Origin of the sequence: Myroides injenensis M09-0166 (assembly GCF_000246945.1) — a bacterium.
GTDB classification, from domain to species: Bacteria; Bacteroidota; Bacteroidia; order Flavobacteriales; family Flavobacteriaceae; genus Flavobacterium; species Flavobacterium injenense.
This window is the reverse complement of sequence record NZ_BAEX01000019.1, coordinates 1-18,348: the sequence shown is the minus strand read 5'-3', so window position 1 is coordinate 18,348 and position 18,348 is coordinate 1. Positions and strand designations below refer to the sequence as shown.

Here is an 18,348-nt window from a genome sequence, read left to right as displayed (position 1 = left end):
TACATTGAGTTATACTATTTAGGTAGTAATTCAATGTATTTTCGATTAAGTTTTATAATATTCTGATTCTCTAAAGTTTTTAAAATCCGTGAAATTACCACTCTAGAGGTATTTAACTCTTCTGCCAATTCTAAATGAGTATTATTTATGAAGCGACTATTATAGATTTTAGCTTTTTCTTGTAATAATTTATATAAGCGTTCTTCCATATTCATAAAGGCTAAGCTGTCAATAGCTGTAAGCATTTCATTCATTCTACTATTATAGCTATTAAGAACAAAATATCTCCAACTTTTATACTTTATCAACCATTCATCCATTTTTGAGACAGGGATTAATACCATACTTCCATCCTTTTCTGCAATGGACCTTACTTGACTTTTTGTTTCACCATAACAACATGTAAGTGTCATTGCACAAGTATCGCCTTGCTCAATATAATAAAGTACAATCTCGCCTTCCTTTAAATCTTCTCGGATGATTTTAATTGCCCCTTCCAGTAATAGAGGGATTTTTTTGATATACTCACCTATTTCCATGAGTATATCTCCTTCATGAAAGCTCTTTATTGTAGATATTTCAATCAGCTCATCGAGTAGCTTCTCTTCAAATGTGTTTTTATATTTTGATTTAATAATATGTTCCATTTTTAATAATCAAGTATAATTAATTATTCAACATTTTTGCTCTAATTTACTTTATTAAAATTAAACATATCAATATTCTCAATAGTGTTGGGAAAAAATAGTAGCGAATAGATGCTTAGTGCGGTAATTTATTTCTTATTAAACCATATATCCATGTTCCCAATATTGCTCCAATTATCGGAATAATAATAGGGATAAATCCTGCTCCTAATAATGCAAACATTGGTCCAGGGCAAGCGCCTCCTAAAGCCCATCCCAATCCAAAAATAATCCCTCCTATTAAGTACCTCGCTATACTTTTTGTTTTTGGTTGAAAGGTAATAGGTAAGCCATTTAAATCTTTACTATTCTTTCTTTTAATATATAATGTTGTGACTACTGCTATAGTTAATGCAGTTCCCATAATTCCATACATGTGGAAACTGTCAAATTGAAACATTTCATATATCCTAAACCAGGAAGCGGCTCCTGATTTAAACATCCCAATACCAAATAGTATTCCCACTAATAAATATGCTGTTTTTTTCATAATCATTGATTGTTAAAATAAATAGGGAAAGATTAGATGTACCATAATTAAGCCTCCTATAAAGAATCCAATTACTGCAATTAGGGAAGGTAATTGAAAGTTGCTTAAGCCACTTATAGCATGACCTGATGTGCACCCTCCTGCATATCGTGATCCAAAACCAACAAATAGCCCTGCTAAGAGTAGTAATACAATTGTTTTTATAGATGTAAATGCTTCTATACTGTATAATTCTGTAGGTAAATAGGATTCCTCTGCACTGTATATTCCTATTTCTTGAAGTTTACTAATTGTTTTTTCTGATATAGGGATGACTGCATTGTCATAACTTAGGAAGTGATAAGCAATAAATCCCCCTATAATTGTGCCAACTAAGAATAGTAAATTCCATGTTTGTGCTTTCCAATTGAAGCAAAAAAAGTCACACTTTTTACCTGCTCCAGACATGGCACAAATAGTTCTTAGATTAGACGAAAAACCAAAAGTTTTGCCCAGTAATAAGAGTAAGATAAACGTGATTCCTATAAATAAGCCACCGATGTACCATGGCCACGGTTGAAGTATTACTTCCATTTCTTTGATATTAATAATTCGACATAGCAAATTTCACTAATATTACTGTAATGAAGTGTAACTTAAGATACACTACTGCATTTTGTTAGTTATTTTGCATACTATTGTGAAAACAATAGTAATAATAACGAAATTAGTTGTAATTTTACATTGTAAATCAGCGTTCTAGCTGATGATTCTAAGTAAAAGTATATAAATCAAAGTCCGCTTTTTCTTCCTAAATTGACTGTAAAAAAGTCAATCTTATTCCAACTCTTTTCCATTTTTTTTAGCGTTTTATTCGGGTGTAATCCCAGTGTCGTTCGGGGACGGTTGCAGTCTTGTTCGGGAAGAACCCCCTTTTTGCAATGCTCACCCGAGCAATTCTCGAACACTCCCCGAACAAAATCCCTATTTAACTTTTTAAACCACTTCTAAAGCCTTGTAAATACTAGGGTTTTTGTGCTATTCCTAATTGGCTGAATGGCAAATAAAGGTTGTTTTAGGCCTTTATTTCCCTTATAAGTAAATAGCTATATTGATTTTGGGTATTGGGCTTTTTTATAGGATTATATAAGAAAAGGTTTTTATAAAATTCAAAGATGAAGTAAATGATAAGTTTGTAAAAAATCTCAAGATGATGCTGGTGATATATTACTATCATTGAAAGTTCGTAAGATAGGTTCTTAACAAAATTGCTCTCTTAGTTTATATCATTGATCTTATCAAGTGTTAACGATAGAGCAAATAAGAAATAGTAGATAATTATTTAGCTAGTAAGAGACGGATGTTTAATAAAATCCTTGAAAAAAGAAAAGATAAAAAGAATACTTCTTTCTAGGGTTTTTAGTAGCTTTATAGTTATTATAATTAATAATGTAAAACTTAAAAATATAGTATAATGAAAGAGAATAAACATAGAGTAGTTTTTCAGTTGAACACAGAGGATATTAATGATCATAATGCTTTAATGACTTATGTTTCTAATGTAAAAAGACACTGGGGTGACAATGTTGATATTCATGTCGTAGTTCATGGACCTGGTATAGGTATGGTAATGAAGAGTAAGACTATGGTAGGGGATGCTCTGAAAAATGTAATACAAAAAGGTATTAAATTTTTTGCTTGTCAAAATACTATGAATGCAAGAATGATAGATAAAAACGATATTATTGAAGAAGTTAGTTTTGTTGAATCAGGGCTTGTCGATATTATTGAAAAACAAGAAAATGGTTGGGCTTATATAAAATGTAATTTATAAAAGTTTTAATGCTTATTTATAGCTGTTATTTTTTTGAGTGGTTTACTTTTGGCATCAATTTTAAAAACAAATAATTAATGATTTTTAATACGGATAAGTTTTGCAACTTTTTGTGTGCTGAACAATTTGGAAATAATATCAATGAGGAACTTAATATTTCAAATATATCCGTTGATAGCAGGTCATTATTAAATGATGAACATACTTTGTTTTTTGCCTTAAAAGGCAAAAATCACAATGGACATCATTATATAAGTGAGTTAATTGATAAAGGAGTAAAAAACTTTGTCATAAGTGATAATATAGAAAAAGAGTTTCAAGGAATAGGTGTTAATTTCTTTAAAGTAGACGATACATTAGTTGCTTTTCAAAGAGCGGCTATTTTTCATAGAGATCAGTTTGATTTTCCTATTATTGGGATTACAGGTAGTAAGGGGAAGACAGTTGTTAAAGAGTGGCTAAACTTTCTATTGAGAGAAGAGTACTCTATCATAAAAAGTCCGAAAAGTTATAATTCACAAACGGGTGTTCCATTATCTGTTTTTGGAATGTCGCCTAATTATAATTTAGGAATATTTGAAGTAGGCATATCTACTATCAATGAAATGGATAATTTAGTTCCTATTGTTAAACCTAATATTGGAATATTTACTGCTATTACAGATGAGCACAGCGCAGGTTTCAGAGATTTGGAAGAGAAAGTAATTGAAAAATGTAAGTTATTTGAGAATGCTGCTATTGTAATTTGTGAAGATGATCCTCTAATCAGAAAGCATATCACAGGAAGTAAAATATTGTCATGGAGTTTAAACAATTCTAAAGTTGATTTATATGGATCCTTGGCAGGAAATGTCTTGAGATTAACATATCAATCGGATGTCACTTTTGAAGTTGAAGTTCCTTTTACTGACTCCTATTCGCTTCGCAATATAATGACATGTATTGCGACGATGTTATATTTAGATTACAGTATAGAAATTATAAAAAATAGAATTATAGAACTCTATCCTGTTGAGTTACGTTTACAGTTAAAAGATGGTGTAAATAATTGTACAATAATAGATGATGCTTATAATGCAGATTATCAATCTCTAATAATAGCATTAGACTTTTTAGAGAAACATAAGATAAACAAAAAGAAAACGGTTATTCTATCAGATGTTTTTCACAGTGGTTTAGATGATTTTTCTTTATATGAATTACTTAGGGAATCACTTCTGAGTAATAATATTACGCGCATTATTGGTATTGGAAATCAAATTAGTAAATACTTAGAAGGTTTCCCAAATACTAGCTTATACTTAAGTACAGATGAGTTTTTGCAAAAGAATGCACATGAAGAGTTTTCTGATGAGACTATCCTTGTAAAAGGAGCAAGAGCTTTCCGATTTGATAAAATAGTGAGTTTTTTAGAAGTAAAGACACATGAGACTGTTTTAGAAATTAATTTGAATGCAATTAGACACAATTTAAATTTTTATCGTTCAAAGTTAAAACCAGCTACCAAAATTATGGTTATGGTAAAAGCTTTTGGTTATGGTAATGGTAGTTATGAAATAGCTAAGTTGTTATCTCATGAGAATGTTGATTATTTAGGTGTCGCTTTTGCTGATGAGGGAATAGAGTTGCGTAAATCGGGTGTTACTACTAATATTATTGTAATGAATCCGGAGATTAGTGCATTTTCTGCTATTATAGCTTATGATCTAGAGCCAGAGATTTATTCAATACGTGAGCTAAATGCTTTTTTAAAGATTGCTAGAGAGCGAAATTGCTATAAGTATCCTATTCACATTAAGCTTGAAACGGGTATGCATAGACATGGTTTTCAGAGTAATGATTTGGACGAATTGATAGATTTTTTAAAGTTTACAAATATCGTTGAGGTTAAGTCTGTTTTTTCCCATCTATCTTCTAGTGATATGCCAGAATACAAAGACTTCACATTAGATCAGATTAAGTTGTTCAAAAAGAATTCTTCTTATTTAATAGAGAACTTAAATATAAGTCCATTGTGTCATATTCTAAATACATCAGGGATCTTTAATTTTTCTGAGTATCAAATGGACATGGTGAGGTTAGGTATTGGACTATACGGAGTCGGGAATAATAAAGAAGAGATGCAGCAATTATTGAACGTTAGTACTCTGAAAACTCAAATAATGCAAATTAAAAAGATAGGTGATAATGAAAGTGTAGGTTACGGAAGAAGATACCGAGCTAAAGGAGTAAGAAAGATTGCTACAGTCCCAATTGGCTATGCTGATGGTATCCATCGTTCTTGGGGTAATGGAATAGGCTATGTGTTGGTCAATGGACAAAGAGCGAGTATTGCAGGATCAATCTGTATGGATATGTTAATGATTGACGTAACAGAAATTGAGTGTAAAGAAGAAGATGAAGTAATTATATTTGGAAAAGACCTGCCTGTAACAATTATTTCTGATGCAATTGGAACTATCCCATATGAAATACTAACAAGCATATCTTCTCGCGTAAAAAGAATTTTTTATCAAGAATAAAAATGTCATATTTTTGTGAAGTCAAACTCATTTAACATATAAAAATAAAAAAGACTATGGGATTTTTAAAAGAATTTAAAGAATTTGCTGTTAAAGGTAATGTTATGGACCTTGCAGTAGGTGTAATTATTGGAGGAGCTTTTGGAAAAATTGTTACAAGTGCTGTAAACGATGTAATCATGCCTCTAGTATCTGCTATAATAGGTACTCCAGATTTCTCAAATCTATATATAGTACTAAAAGGTACTGCAGATAAAGGTATTCCTTTAGCAGATGCTAAAGCTATAGAAGGAAATGTGATATTTGCTTATGGTAACTTTATTACAGAAGTAATCAGCTTCTTATTGCTAGCGTTAGTAGTTTTTATGTTGGTTAAAGGAATCAATAAATTAAGACAAGCAGAAGAAAAATTGAAAAACAAGAAAGAAGAAGTTGCTCCTGCTGTAGAAGAGCCAAAAGGACCTTCACAAGAAGAATTATTATCTGAAATTAGAGATTTGTTAAAGAATCAAAAATAAATAATATACATAGCTTTTATTAGCTAAATTATCTTAAAGCCCAAACAAAAGTGTTTGGGCTTTTTTTATGAATTATAAGTTATTTGTGTTAACATAAATAAAACAGTTTTCTAATTTTTAAAAGTAATTTTTTACTCTATATTTTACTTTTAGTATTTTATTTTTTACATATAATTCAATTTTAAAGATTTATGATTATTAATTATGCTTGAATATTGTTTATTTTGTTGATTTAATTAAAAATAATTAAAAACGGCATTAACATTAGTTTTTCTTATTTATTTGTTATTTATTTGTTAACTATAAACTAATAAACAGTTAATAAGTATGAGGAGATTTCTACTTCATTTCTTTTTGATGGCTATGATGCTTTCATTCACGGGAAGTATTTATGCTCAGAGTAAAGAAATAAAAGGAAAAGTTGTTGCTGCAGACGATGGTTCAGCATTGCCAGGAGCAACAGTGATTGTAAAAGGTACAGGTGATGCAGTTCAAACAGATCTTGAAGGAAATTATTCCATTAAGGTTAATAAAGCTGATGCTACACTTGTCTTTGAATTTATGGGTTTTAATACTCTAGAAAAAAAAGTTGGTGGGCAATCAATCATTAATGTGTCTTTAGCTTCTTCAGCAGAGATGATTGATGAGGTTGTGATTACAACAGGTTATGAGAAACTTTCTAAACGTACATTTACTGGTGCTGTCAGTACAATTACAGAGAAAGAATTAAAAATTGATGGTGCTCCAGATGTGAGTAGAATGATTGAAGGTAAAGCAGCAGGGGTAAATGTACAAAACGTTACAGGTACTTTTGGATCTGCACCTAAAATTACTGTAAGGGGTTCTTCTTCTATCTTAGGAGATACTAAACCTCTATGGGTTATAGATGGGGTAGTACAAGAAGATATTATTAATGTTTCTTTTCAAGATTTAGCTTCTGGGAATTCAGAGACATTATTGAGTTCAGCTATTGCAGGTTTAAATCCTAATGACGTTATCAGTATTGAAATCTTAAAAGATGCTTCTGCTACTTCTATTTATGGATCTCGTGCAATGAATGGAGTAGTTGTTGTAACTACTAAAAGTGGACGTAGAGATTCTCCATTGAAAATCAATTACTCAATGGAAAATACAATTCGTACAGTACCTTCTTACGGTAATTATGATATCTTGAATTCGCAAGATAATATGTCAATATTACAAGAGATGGATTTTAAAGGTTTATTAGATCCAGCTATTGTTTCTCAAGGACGTTATGGAGGTGTATATAATTTATGGGCAAAAGCTGTGGGTACTCCAAATCCTGATGGTTCTTTTCAAGTTGTTAATAATGACTTAGATAAAAACCGTTTTCTAAGAGATTACGAATATGCAAATACAGACTGGTTTAAAGTATTATTCAGAAATTCAGTTACTCAAAGTCACTCTTTAAGTTTTTCAGGTGGTGGACAAAATAATGCTTTTTTTGCATCAGTTGGATTCTTTCACGATCCAGGATGGACATTAGCTGATAAAGTTAATCGTTTATCGATAAATCTTAAGAATACATATTTCGTATCAGATGATTTTAATTTAACATTTGGAGTTAATTTCTCAAATAGAAGTCAAATGGCGCCAGGTAGTTATAATAGTAAAACAGATGTAGTTTTTGGAAGTACTTCAAGAGATTTTGATTTGAATCCATTTAGCTATGCAATGAACACTAGTAGAACTTTAAGACCTTATGACAATAATGGGAATTTAGAGTATAACAGAATGAATTGGGCTCCATTTAATATCTTAAATGAAATCAGTAATAATAAAATGAAGATTGATGTTAAGGATATTAAAGTACAATTTGATGCAGAGTATAAATTATTACCTCAGTTGCGATATAATTTAAATACTGCAGTAAGATATGTAAACACGCGTAGAGATCATGATATGTTAGAACAATCAAATGTTGTAAAAGCATATAATGCAAAAGAAACTACGATTGTACAAGATCAAAATATCTTTTTATATAAAGATCCAGAGAATCCTGCAGGTTTAGCTCAAGTAGTATTGCCAAATGGAGGTATAAAAATGAGATATGACAACTCATTATTATCTTATAATGTGCGTAACAGTTTAACTTATCGTGACATTTTTGGTGAAAAACACGAATTGGAAGGATTTGTTGGAACTGAGTTAAGAAAAATCGAACGTAATAACGATGATTTTAAAGTTTATGGTTTACAGTACGATAGAGGTATGGTTCCATTTACAGATCCAAGAATTTTAGAAAAATTAATTCTAGGTGGTGATTCATATTTTGGATTTAATGAAGAAAGAGAACGTACAGTTGGTTTCTTTGGAAAAGCAACATATGCTTATGATAACAAATATATTTTATCATTGACAGGAAGATACGATGGTTCAAACCGCACAGGAAAAAGCACATCTTCTCGTTGGTTGCCAACTTGGACAGTTTCAGGTAAATGGAATTTAAAAGGTGAGAAATTCTTAATAGATAATCAAACAATTAGTAGTCTTAATATACGTTCATCTTATGGTCTTACTGCTACAGCTGGACCTGCTACAAATGCTTTAGCTATTTACAAAAACTATGTAACAGATAGAGAATTTTTTAATGATAGAGAATCTGCATTAGAAATTAAAGAGTTAGCAAATAGTGAGTTAACTTATGAAAAACAACATGAGTTGAATCTTGGAGTAGATTTAGGGTTATTTAACAATCGTTTACAATTTGTTGGAGACGTTTATCAAAGAAAAGCTTTTGATTTAATTGACTTTGTTACTACTTCAGGTATTGGTGGTCAAAAAGTAAAAATGGGTAATAACGCGGATATGACAACAAAAGGTGTTGAATTATCTCTTACAGGGCGTATTATTGACAATGCAGCTTTTACATGGTCTTCAACTTTAAACATGTCTTATTATGATCAACGTATAGACAAGTTACAGAATGTATCTAATGTTATGGACTTGGTAAGAAGTACAGGTGGAAATGTAGTAGGTAGACCAAGAAACTCTATTTATTCTTACCAGTTTACAGGGTTGAATAAAGATGGATTACCAACATTTGTACAAGCTAATGGTGAAACTAACAGTGTTGGTGGAGCAAATTTCCAAGACCGTGTTAATATTACTGACTATTTAAAATATGAAGGATCAGTTGAGCCAAATAAATCTTTAGGATTCATCAATACATTTACTTACAAAAATTGGACATTAAGTACATTTATTATGGCTTCTGGTGGGAATAAAATCCGTTTAGCACCTTCTTATAAAGCTAAATACACTGATTTAGATGTGTTTACAAAAGACTTTAATAATAGATGGATATCACCTGGTGATGAAAAATATACTAATGTTCCAGTAATTGCAGACAGAGAATTAATGTTATACTATGGAAACAGTAGCATTGAAAGAGCTTATAATACGTATAATTATTCTGATGAAAGAATAGCTGATGGTGGTTTTGTAAGATTGAAAGAGGTTTCTTTAAGTTTTGAATTCCCTCAAGATTTGAAGAGAAATTTAAAATTATCTAATTTCTCTTTAAAAGTTACAGCATTTAACCCTTGGTTAATTTATGCTGATAAGAAATTGAATGGACAAGATCCTGAGTTCTTTAGAACAGGAGGGGTAGCGATGCCTGTGACTAGTCAATATACGTTAACGTTAAATGTGGGATTCTAAAATTAGATAATTATGAAAAAAGTAAAAATATTAATTTCAAGTCTTGTTTTAGCAATGTTATTTTCTAATTGTGATAGTTATTTGTCAGAGGTTCCAGATAATAGAACACAATTAGATTCAGAACAAAAAATAGCTGAATTATTGGTTTCAGCTTATCCGTCAGGAATGTATATACAGTTTATGGAAGATTATACTGATAACGTGACTGATTCTGGATTGTTAGCAAGTGAAAATGTAAATAATACACAATATTATAAATGGGAATTAGGAGATGATGTATCTGTAGACAGTCCTTCTCATTATTGGGATACATGTTATGCAGCAATTGCTACGGCTAATCAGGCTTTGGAAGCCCTTGATGAGTTAGGAGATAAAATATCACCAAGTAAAAGAGAAGCATTGAGATCGGAAGCTTTACTAGCGAGAGCTTATGCGCATTTTCAACTTGTACTTATTTGGGGTAAAGCTTATAATCCTGCAACAGCTGCTAGTGATTTAGGTGTTCCTTATGTAGATAGAGTTGAAGGGAAATTAGTACAGCAATATAAACGTAATACTGTAGCTGAGGTATATGAAAAGATTGAAGCTGATTTAGTAGAAGGTTTAAAAGGAATTACAAATAATTATAATGTACCTCAATATCACTTTAATAAAAATGCTGCTAATGCTTTAGCTGTTCGTTTCTATTTATTTAAGGGTGAATGGGATAAAGTAATAAAATACTCTAGTTATGTTGGTACAAAACCTGGATATAATGTAATAAGAGACGTAAAAACTTGGTCTGGAACTTCTTCTTATGTAGAGGCTTGGCAAGCATATTCAAGAACGTTAGAGCCTACCAATATTTTATTAGCAACAGGAAACTCATATGCTTCAAGAACACCATCTAGAGTTCGCTTTACTATGACAGGTGCTTTAAAGAATAAATTAGTTACTAGAGTTAATAATCCATTGGCGGCAAAAGATTATTATTGGAATAGATTGATGTTAAGTGCAAATCAGCAACAAACCGTTTTCTTACCAAAGCATTGGGAGTATTTTAAACTAGACAATCCATCTGCTGGAACTGGATATGGTTATACAACAGACATGTTATTTACAAATGATGAGGTATATCTAAATCGCATAGAAGCGCTAGTAATGGAAAAACGTTACGATGAAGCTAAAACAGAATTAGAGTACTTTTTAGGGACTCGTACAAATGGATATAATGCGAGTAGCGATAAATTGTCGTTAAATAGAATAAAATCTCTATATACTTATAATCCTGATGAATTAACACCTTTTTATCCAATTGACAGTGAAGAACAATGGTATTGGCTTAAAACTATCTTAGAGGTTAAAAGAATTGAACAATTACAAGAAGGTAAAAGATGGTTTGATATTAAACGTTTTAACATCGTAGTAACTCACCAATATGTTGATGGTTCAGGTGTCGATGTATTAGAAAAAGATGATTTAAGGAGACAATTACCATTACCTCTCCATGTTGTAGCATCTGGAGTTCAAGATAATCCTAAAAAATAATAGAAATGAAAAAGATAAAAAGAATAGTTTTTTCGATAGGTATCATCTCTTTGTTTGGAACTTTGACTTTTTCTTGTGCAAAAGAGGATAGTTTAGGTGATACAGTTTTAATTGATGAACCTGCTAAGAAAAAAACAGATTTAGAGAACTGGATAGATGATACTTTTTTAGATACATATAATATCCGTGTTTATTATAAAGGGGAGAAGAATAAAACAGATTTAGAACGTTATTTAACTCCTCCAAAATTAGATAGAGTATGGCCTGCATTAAAAGTTGTAAATCAAGTTTGGCTAGAATCATATCGTGAGATAGCGGGACCAAAGTTCCTTAAAGATATGAACGCTAGAGAAATTGTGTTAATAGGAAGTGATAATTTAAATTCTAATGGAACTACTACTTTAGGGCTTGCAGATGCAGGTTATCGTATTTCTCTTTTTAGTTTAGATAAGATTAATTTAAAAAGTGAAGCCGCTGTAAAACAATATATCCATACCATCCAACATGAGTATGTTCATATTTTGAATCAGACAAAACCTTTCAATCCAAACTATGAAAAGATAACAGGAAATTACCAGCAAGATTGGCATACATTTGATACTTCTGAAGCAAATGATATGGGATTTATTTCGAATTATGCTCTTTCTAATGCAAATGAGGATTTTGCTGAGCAAGTTTCTTGGATGTTGCGAGATATTGAAGAATATAGAATGATAGTTAATGGTGTGAAAGATAAAGCAGGACAAGCGAAAATTCTAGAGAAAGAAGCTTTCGTTGTTGAGTACTATAAAACAGCATTTGATATTGACTTATATGAATTGTGTGAAATAGCTTTGAGAAATACTAAAATTGCTGCATCTCTATAATTAATAATAGAAAAGATTATGATAAAAATAATAAGAAAAGTTGTTTTGCTCTTAATTGCTGGATTTGCAGTAGGGTGCTCTAGTGATAATTTTGATGCAAAATTTGATCAGACGCCCACAGAGCGAATTGAAACAAGAAAGAAAGAATTAAGTGATTTACTTCTTTCATCAGAACATGGCTGGCGAGTTACTTATTTCACTAATAATACAATTTTAGGTGGCTTTACTTATTTGTTTAAGTTTAAACCTAATGGTAATGTTGAAATGATTACTGATTTTGATAACGTTGGTAATGTTAATTCTTTATCTGTTAGCGAAAGTGAGTATGCTATACGTATGAGCGGTAGTATTTCACTAGTATTTACAACAGGTAATTATATTCATTATCTAGGAGATAATAATAATTATCCAATTGCAACTTTAAAAGGTAAAGGATATTTAGGTGATTATCAATTTATTTATACTGGTAACGATGGTAAGAATATTCAATTTGAAGCAGGCAGAAATCATGCGAAATTAACCTTTGAACCTGTGAGTGCAGATGATTGGGATGATTTGAAGTATAATCGTGTTATGCTTACTAATTTCGGTAAAGTCAAAAATTTGATTATATCTGAAAATGGAACAGAAGAAAGATTTACAGTTCAATATGGTGCTAAAACACGATTTGCTAAAATTAGTAATGCAGCTGGTCAAACTGTAAATAGAAGTGGTGGAGTTGGGGTTGGATTTACTAAAGACGGTGCAATTTTGAATCCTGCTATTACATTTGATGATGGATCTAGTATTTCTCGTTTAGTTTATGAAAATGGACATTTTACAGGAGAAGTAAATGGTAATAAAATTACTTTTTTATAAAATTTAAAGAAGTAATCATTATAAAAAAAGGGGTGTATATACATCCCCTTTTTTTTATGGTATTTTTGCAGCGTAATAGAATGATTATATATGCCATTATTAAAACAACATATTGTAAATAGTAATACGCAGGTTAGTATTTGGGAAATAGATGAATCTGTAGAAAACCTTTTTGCTAATATAGAATTGCGTGAAGAGAGTAGACTGCGATTATCGAAAATGAAATCTATAGAGCATCAAAAGGGATTTTTAGCAGTACGTCATTTATTAGTTAATGCGGGCTATTCGGATTTTGACTTGTATTATGATGAAAATGGCAAACCTTTTTTGAAAGATGGTAGATTCATCTCAATTTCGCATTCTTTTCAGTATGCTAGTATTATTATTAGCACAGAGAATGTAGGAATAGATATCGAAAAGAAAAGAGATAAAATTATTAGAATTGCTAATAAATTTTGTAATGATAATGAACTTCTTTTAGTTGAGTCATCCACCAATGCCATTGATGCGCTAACTGAGATATGGTGTACAAAAGAAGCGATGTATAAAATGTGTGATTCAAAAAGTTTAAGTTTTAAGAATAACATGTACGTGGATCTGAATGCTAATTCATTCGTAGAGTCAGAGGCTTATAAACGAAAGTTTCGTTACTGTAATGTTAAAATAGATGGATTTGTTTTGGTTTTTACATTAGAAATCAAATAATATAGTTGTAGTATTTATATATTTTTGTATTTTCGTCGAAATATTGAAACAAAAAAGTTATGGAAAATAATTTTAATTATGCAACACCAGTAGCTCACGAATCTGATGTTGTTAAAGCACAGTTTTATAAAAGAACCTATGGGAATTTAGCAGTAGGTGTATTGGTTTTTATCATTTTTGAAGCAGTTCTTTTAAATACACCATTTATCGTAGAAGGAATGTTTTCTTTAATGGGGATGGGTAAATTCTCTTGGTTGATTATTTTAGGAGCATTTATGGGGATAACTTGGTTTGCTCAAAACCTAACTTATAAAACAGCAAATAAACCACAACAATATGCTGGTTTTGGACTATATATATTAGCTGAAGCATTTATTTTTGTTCCTATTTTATATGTAGCAATGAGTATGACAGGTGATTTATCCTTAATAGCTCAGGCAGGTGTATTGACATTAGCACTTTTTGGTGGATTAACAGGAGTAGTATTTGGATCTAATGCCAACTTCTCTTTCCTTCGATCAATATTAACTATTGGTTTCTTTTTAGCAATGGGAACTATTATAGCGGGTATGATTTTTGGATTTAACCTAGGATTATGGTTTTCATTAGCTATGGTTGGTTTAGCTTCTGGATCTATATTATATAACACATGGCAAATTAAAAATGAGTTTGCAGCTGATCAATATGTACCAGCAGCATTAAGCTTATTTGCTTCTTTAATGTTGTTATTCTGGTATATTTTGAGAATATTAATGAGCAGAAATAATTAATTGAAAAATATAAGTTATAATTTAGAGCCGTAATTATTAAAATTACGGCTTTATTTTTACACTGAATTGTATGATAGATTTCTTTTTTGGTTCTTATAAAGACACTAGCTGGTTGCATATTATATTAGAATCCATTGTTTTTATTTTTGGGATACTAAGTGTTTGGTATGCAGGTAGAGAAAATATATTTGTATATCCGACAGGCTTGATTGCTACTATTATATCTGTTTATTTATTGTATTTGGCGGGATATTTAGGCGATATGATTTTAAACGGTTATTATTCAATTATGAGTATCTATGGATGGTATAATTGGTCAAGGAAATCAAATAACGGAACAGTCTTAAAGATTTCTAGAACGAATAATAAAGAAAAGTTATTTGGCTTTTTAATATTTTTTATAACGCTGTTTGTAGTATATGCAGTTTATAAGGTTTTCGATTATGAAATAAAACCAGAAAATTATATTGATATTTTTACCTCAGGTTTATTTTTTACAGGTATGTATTATATGGCACTGAAAAAAATAGAGAATTGGACATTGTGGATTATAGCAGATATTATTTCAATTCCTTTATATGCTTATCGAGGGTTGGGAATTTTAGCAGTTCAATTTGCTATATTTACTATACTTGCTACAATGGCATATATTTCATGGTACAAAATTTTAAAAAGAGAGAATGGATACGGATAAAATTGAAAAAGAATTAACATTTAAAGCAGTTAGAAGTAGTGGAGCTGGGGGACAAAATGTAAATAAGGTTTCGTCTAAGGTTATTTTGTCATGGGATTGTCATTTATCTGAAGGTATTACACTAGAAGAAAGAGAATTATTGCTGCTTAAATTAAAAAATAGATTAACTAAAGAAGGTGTATTGATTCTAGATGCGGATTCTACAAGAAGTCAAATTAAAAATAAAGAAATCGTTATTGACCGATTCTTTAATTTATTAAGTGAAGCTCTAAAAGTAGAAAAAGAACGCAAACCTACAAAGGTTCCACGAAGAGTTATTAAGAAACGAAAAGAAGATAAAATAAAGCTTTCATTGAAGAAGACTTTAAGAAAGAGGAGCTTTTAGATGTCTTTCTTGAATGAAGAGAGTGAAATAAAGATATCTACCATATATTAAATAGATAGAACATATTATCAATTTTGTCTAAGATGTAATAACATTTTTTCCACAGTCTTTTATATATAAAAAAGCATAGTATTTTGAGCTAAATTTTAAATTCTGAGTGCTATATGTAATGGTAAAGCTGTACAGTTATAGTAGGACGAGACAGGAATTCTGGTGGGTGCGTCCATAGTGAGTCCATGATGAGTCCATAGTGTCTCTATTAATTCAAAGGTTTTAATAGACTCATTATGGACTTACGTTTTAGTCAAGTTACTAGCATCTGCTATCGTAGTCGATTGGTACTGATTGTTTTATAAATGTAATTATAGCTTGTCCATCTTGACTTTTTTTAATTTTTAAAAGTTGACTTAACTACTTTAGTATTAAAAAAGGCTTTTAGTCTTGTAAATTGTAATATACTATTTATATTTGCGCCATAAATCTCAAAGGGGTGCCGTACGGCTGAGATCATACCCATAGAACCTGGGCGGGTAATGCTGCCAAGGGAGTAAAGTGCAACCACATTCTTTTATGGTTGTCATGGATAAGTGTAATTATTAATCATAAAATAATTGCCCCTTTTATTTGTAAAAATTATTTTACGAATGAAAAAAAGTTTTTTTCAACCTTTACTGACTATTGCTTTTAGCATTAGTGTTATTACCATTTCAAATGCACAGGAAGAACAGATTAAAGATTCAATTCAACAGACTGCATTAAATGAAATTATCTTATCTGCAGTACAAGTAGATAACAAGACTCCAATCGCTTATAATAACCTTTCTAAAAAAGATCTAGCTGGTAGAAATATTGGTCAAGATATTCCTACTATGATGGGGTATTTACCTTCAGTGGTTACTACTACTGATGCTGGTAATGGGATAGGATATTCAAGTTTTAGGGTAAGGGGATCTGATGCTACGAGAGTTAATGTGACTCTAAATGGTATTCCATATAACGATGGTGAATCTCAAGGTTCTTTTTGGGTAAATATGCCTGACTTTACTTCTTCTGTTCAAAACTTACAGTTGCAAAGAGGAGTGGGAACTTCGACAAATGGAGCCGCTGCTTTTGGTGCTAGTTTAAATTTAAACACGGATAACTTCTCGCATGATGCAAATGGTGAAATTTCTAACTCTTTTGGAAGTTATAATACAAGAAAATCTACTGTTAAGTTTAGTACTGGATTGATAAATAATAAGTTTGAGTTAGCTGGGCGATTATCAGATATTCACTCTGATGGATATATTGATAGAGCCTCTTCTAATATGAAATCTTATTATTTGCAAGGGGTGTATGTGGGGAATACTACCCTTATTAAAGCTCTTGTTTTTGGTGGGAAACAAAAAACTTATCAGGCGTGGAATGGGGTAGATCAAGAACAAATTGACAAATTTGGTCGTCGTTTTAATCCTGCTGGGATGTACACTGATGATCAGGGGAAAACGCAATTTTACAATAATGAGACAGATAATTATATTCAAAATCATTATCAATTACATTGGAGTGAACGCTGGTCAACTGAATGGTCTTCTAATGTTTCTTTACATTATACAAAAGGAGATGGGTATTATGAGAACTATAAGAAAAAACAGAAGTTTAAAGAATATGGCTTGCAACCTATAATAGTAAATGGTGAAGAAGTCAATAAAACAGATATGATCCGCAGAAAAGGATTAGATAATCATTTTTATGGAATGATTTTTAGTACTAATTATGAAACGGATAAATTGAATGTCGTAGTTGGTGGTGGAGCTAATAAGTATGAAGGAAATCATTACGGACAAATACTATGGGCGAAAGAACCAGTAAAATATAATTATAAACAAGAGTATTATAATGATGATGCTGTGAAGACAGATATGAATTTTTATGCTAAGGCTACTTGGCAGCTTACAGATAAATTCAGTTTATATGGTGATATGCAATATCGTCGTGTAACTTATGAGGCAGATGGAATTGATACAGGTTTTGTTAATGATAAATTTAATTTCTTCAATCCAAAAGGAGGTTTAATTTTCCAATTAGATAATAGCAATCAGTTTTATCTATCATATGCTAGAGCTAATCGAGAGCCTAATCGAAAAGATTATGAAGGACTAGGTAAGCCTAAAGCTGAGAAAATGAATGATTATGAGTTAGGTTGGCGATATGCTAATGAATCAACAGCGATTAACGTTAATGCATATTTCATGGATTATAAAGATCAATTAGTATTAACTGGTGAAATGAATGATGTAGGAGGTATGTTACGTGCTAATAGTGGAGATAGTTATCGTTTAGGTCTAGAAATAGATGCTAATGTTAGAGTGATGGAGAAATTGTATTGGAACCCGAGTATCTCAATCAGTACAAATAAAAATAGGAATTATAAAGATAGTTGGATGGGAGAGAAGAAGAATTTTGGAACTACTTCTATAGCATTTTCTCCTGATTTCGTAGCATCGAATATTATTAGTTATTTACCTATTAAAGGGATGAATATTTCTCTAATGACTAAATTTGTAGGGGAGCAGTATATGTCTAATATTGAAGCTAAAAATTCGAAGTTAGATTCATATTTTGTTAATGATATCAATGCTTCTTATGAGTTTCCAATCAAAGGATGGGTTAAATCAATTGGAGTATCGTTGTTGGCAAATAATATTTTTAATGTAAAATATATTTCTAACGGGTATTACTGGTCAGAATTTAATAAAGGGACAATGATAGATGGGGCAGGCTATTATCCGCAAGCAGAATTTAATATCTTGGCAGGCTTGACGATTAAATTCTAGTAAGGAAATGAAAC

At 30.9% G+C, this 18,348-nt stretch carries 15 protein-coding genes; 12 read left to right on the top strand and 3 right to left on the bottom strand.

Going from position 1 to position 18,348, the window contains the following annotated elements; all coding sequences use genetic code 11:
• Positions 1-14 precede the first annotated feature (14 nt).
• The 3 genes from RH98_RS04765 to RH98_RS04755 all read right to left on the bottom strand — a co-directional run bounded on the left by RH98_RS04765 (position 15) and on the right by RH98_RS04755 (position 1,749).
• Positions 15-647 (bottom strand): Crp/Fnr family transcriptional regulator, encoded by a 633-nt coding sequence (locus tag RH98_RS04765; RefSeq protein WP_010251102.1) that lies wholly within the window; start codon positions 645-647, stop codon positions 15-17.
• A 115-nt stretch (positions 648-762) separates the two neighbouring features.
• A complete protein-coding gene (locus tag RH98_RS04760; protein ID WP_010251100.1) occupies positions 763-1,176 on the bottom strand; it encodes a DUF6691 family protein in 414 nt (137 codons plus the stop codon).
• A gap of 12 nt (positions 1,177-1,188) precedes the next feature.
• Positions 1,189-1,749, bottom strand: a complete 561-nt coding sequence (locus RH98_RS04755; protein WP_026038746.1) for a YeeE/YedE family protein — start codon at positions 1,747-1,749, stop codon at positions 1,189-1,191.
• 880 nt (positions 1,750-2,629) lie between these two features.
• Here RH98_RS04755 and RH98_RS04750 point away from each other — a divergent pair.
• The 12 genes from RH98_RS04750 (at position 2,630) to RH98_RS04695 (ending at position 18,334) form a co-directional block, all read left to right on the top strand.
• Complete coding sequence (locus tag RH98_RS04750; RefSeq protein ID WP_010251096.1) at positions 2,630-2,989, top strand: DsrE family protein; 360 nt, start codon at positions 2,630-2,632, stop codon at positions 2,987-2,989.
• Between the two features lie 77 nt (positions 2,990-3,066).
• The gene (locus RH98_RS04745; RefSeq protein WP_010251095.1) at positions 3,067-5,511 is read left to right on the top strand and encodes a bifunctional UDP-N-acetylmuramoyl-tripeptide:D-alanyl-D-alanine ligase/alanine racemase; all 2,445 of its coding nucleotides are present in this window, start codon (positions 3,067-3,069) and stop codon (positions 5,509-5,511) included.
• A 56-nt stretch (positions 5,512-5,567) separates the two neighbouring features.
• A complete protein-coding gene (mscL, locus tag RH98_RS04740) occupies positions 5,568-6,029 on the top strand; it encodes a large conductance mechanosensitive channel protein MscL (protein ID WP_010251093.1) in 462 nt (153 codons plus the stop codon).
• 327 nt (positions 6,030-6,356) lie between these two features.
• The gene (locus RH98_RS04735; protein ID WP_026038745.1) at positions 6,357-9,713 is read left to right on the top strand and encodes a SusC/RagA family TonB-linked outer membrane protein; all 3,357 of its coding nucleotides are present in this window, start codon (positions 6,357-6,359) and stop codon (positions 9,711-9,713) included.
• Between the two features lie 12 nt (positions 9,714-9,725).
• On the top strand, positions 9,726-11,240 hold the full coding sequence (locus tag RH98_RS04730; protein ID WP_010251089.1) for a RagB/SusD family nutrient uptake outer membrane protein: 1,515 nt from the start codon (positions 9,726-9,728) through the stop codon (positions 11,238-11,240).
• A 5-nt stretch (positions 11,241-11,245) separates the two neighbouring features.
• Positions 11,246-12,106, top strand: coding sequence for a substrate import-associated zinc metallohydrolase lipoprotein (locus RH98_RS04725; RefSeq protein WP_010251087.1), 861 nt, complete (start codon positions 11,246-11,248; stop codon positions 12,104-12,106).
• Between the two features lie 18 nt (positions 12,107-12,124).
• Entirely contained in the window at positions 12,125-12,964 is an 840-nt protein-coding gene (locus RH98_RS15200) for a DUF4302 domain-containing protein (protein ID WP_010251084.1), read from the top strand.
• Positions 12,965-13,054: 90 nt separating this feature from the next.
• On the top strand, positions 13,055-13,669 hold the full coding sequence (locus tag RH98_RS04715) for a 4'-phosphopantetheinyl transferase family protein (RefSeq protein WP_010251083.1): 615 nt from the start codon (positions 13,055-13,057) through the stop codon (positions 13,667-13,669).
• Between the two features lie 59 nt (positions 13,670-13,728).
• Entirely contained in the window at positions 13,729-14,439 is a 711-nt protein-coding gene (locus tag RH98_RS04710) for a Bax inhibitor-1/YccA family protein (protein ID WP_010251081.1), read from the top strand.
• A gap of 70 nt (positions 14,440-14,509) precedes the next feature.
• The gene (gene pnuC / locus RH98_RS04705) at positions 14,510-15,133 is read left to right on the top strand and encodes a nicotinamide riboside transporter PnuC (RefSeq protein WP_010251079.1); all 624 of its coding nucleotides are present in this window, start codon (positions 14,510-14,512) and stop codon (positions 15,131-15,133) included.
• Positions 15,120-15,518, top strand: a complete 399-nt coding sequence (arfB, locus tag RH98_RS04700) for an alternative ribosome rescue aminoacyl-tRNA hydrolase ArfB (protein WP_010251077.1) — start codon at positions 15,120-15,122, stop codon at positions 15,516-15,518. The genes pnuC and arfB overlap by 14 nt, the downstream gene beginning before the upstream one ends.
• Positions 15,519-16,162: 644 nt before the next feature.
• The gene (locus tag RH98_RS04695; RefSeq protein ID WP_010251074.1) at positions 16,163-18,334 is read left to right on the top strand and encodes a TonB-dependent receptor; all 2,172 of its coding nucleotides are present in this window, start codon (positions 16,163-16,165) and stop codon (positions 18,332-18,334) included.
• Positions 18,335-18,348: the final 14 nt, after the last annotated feature.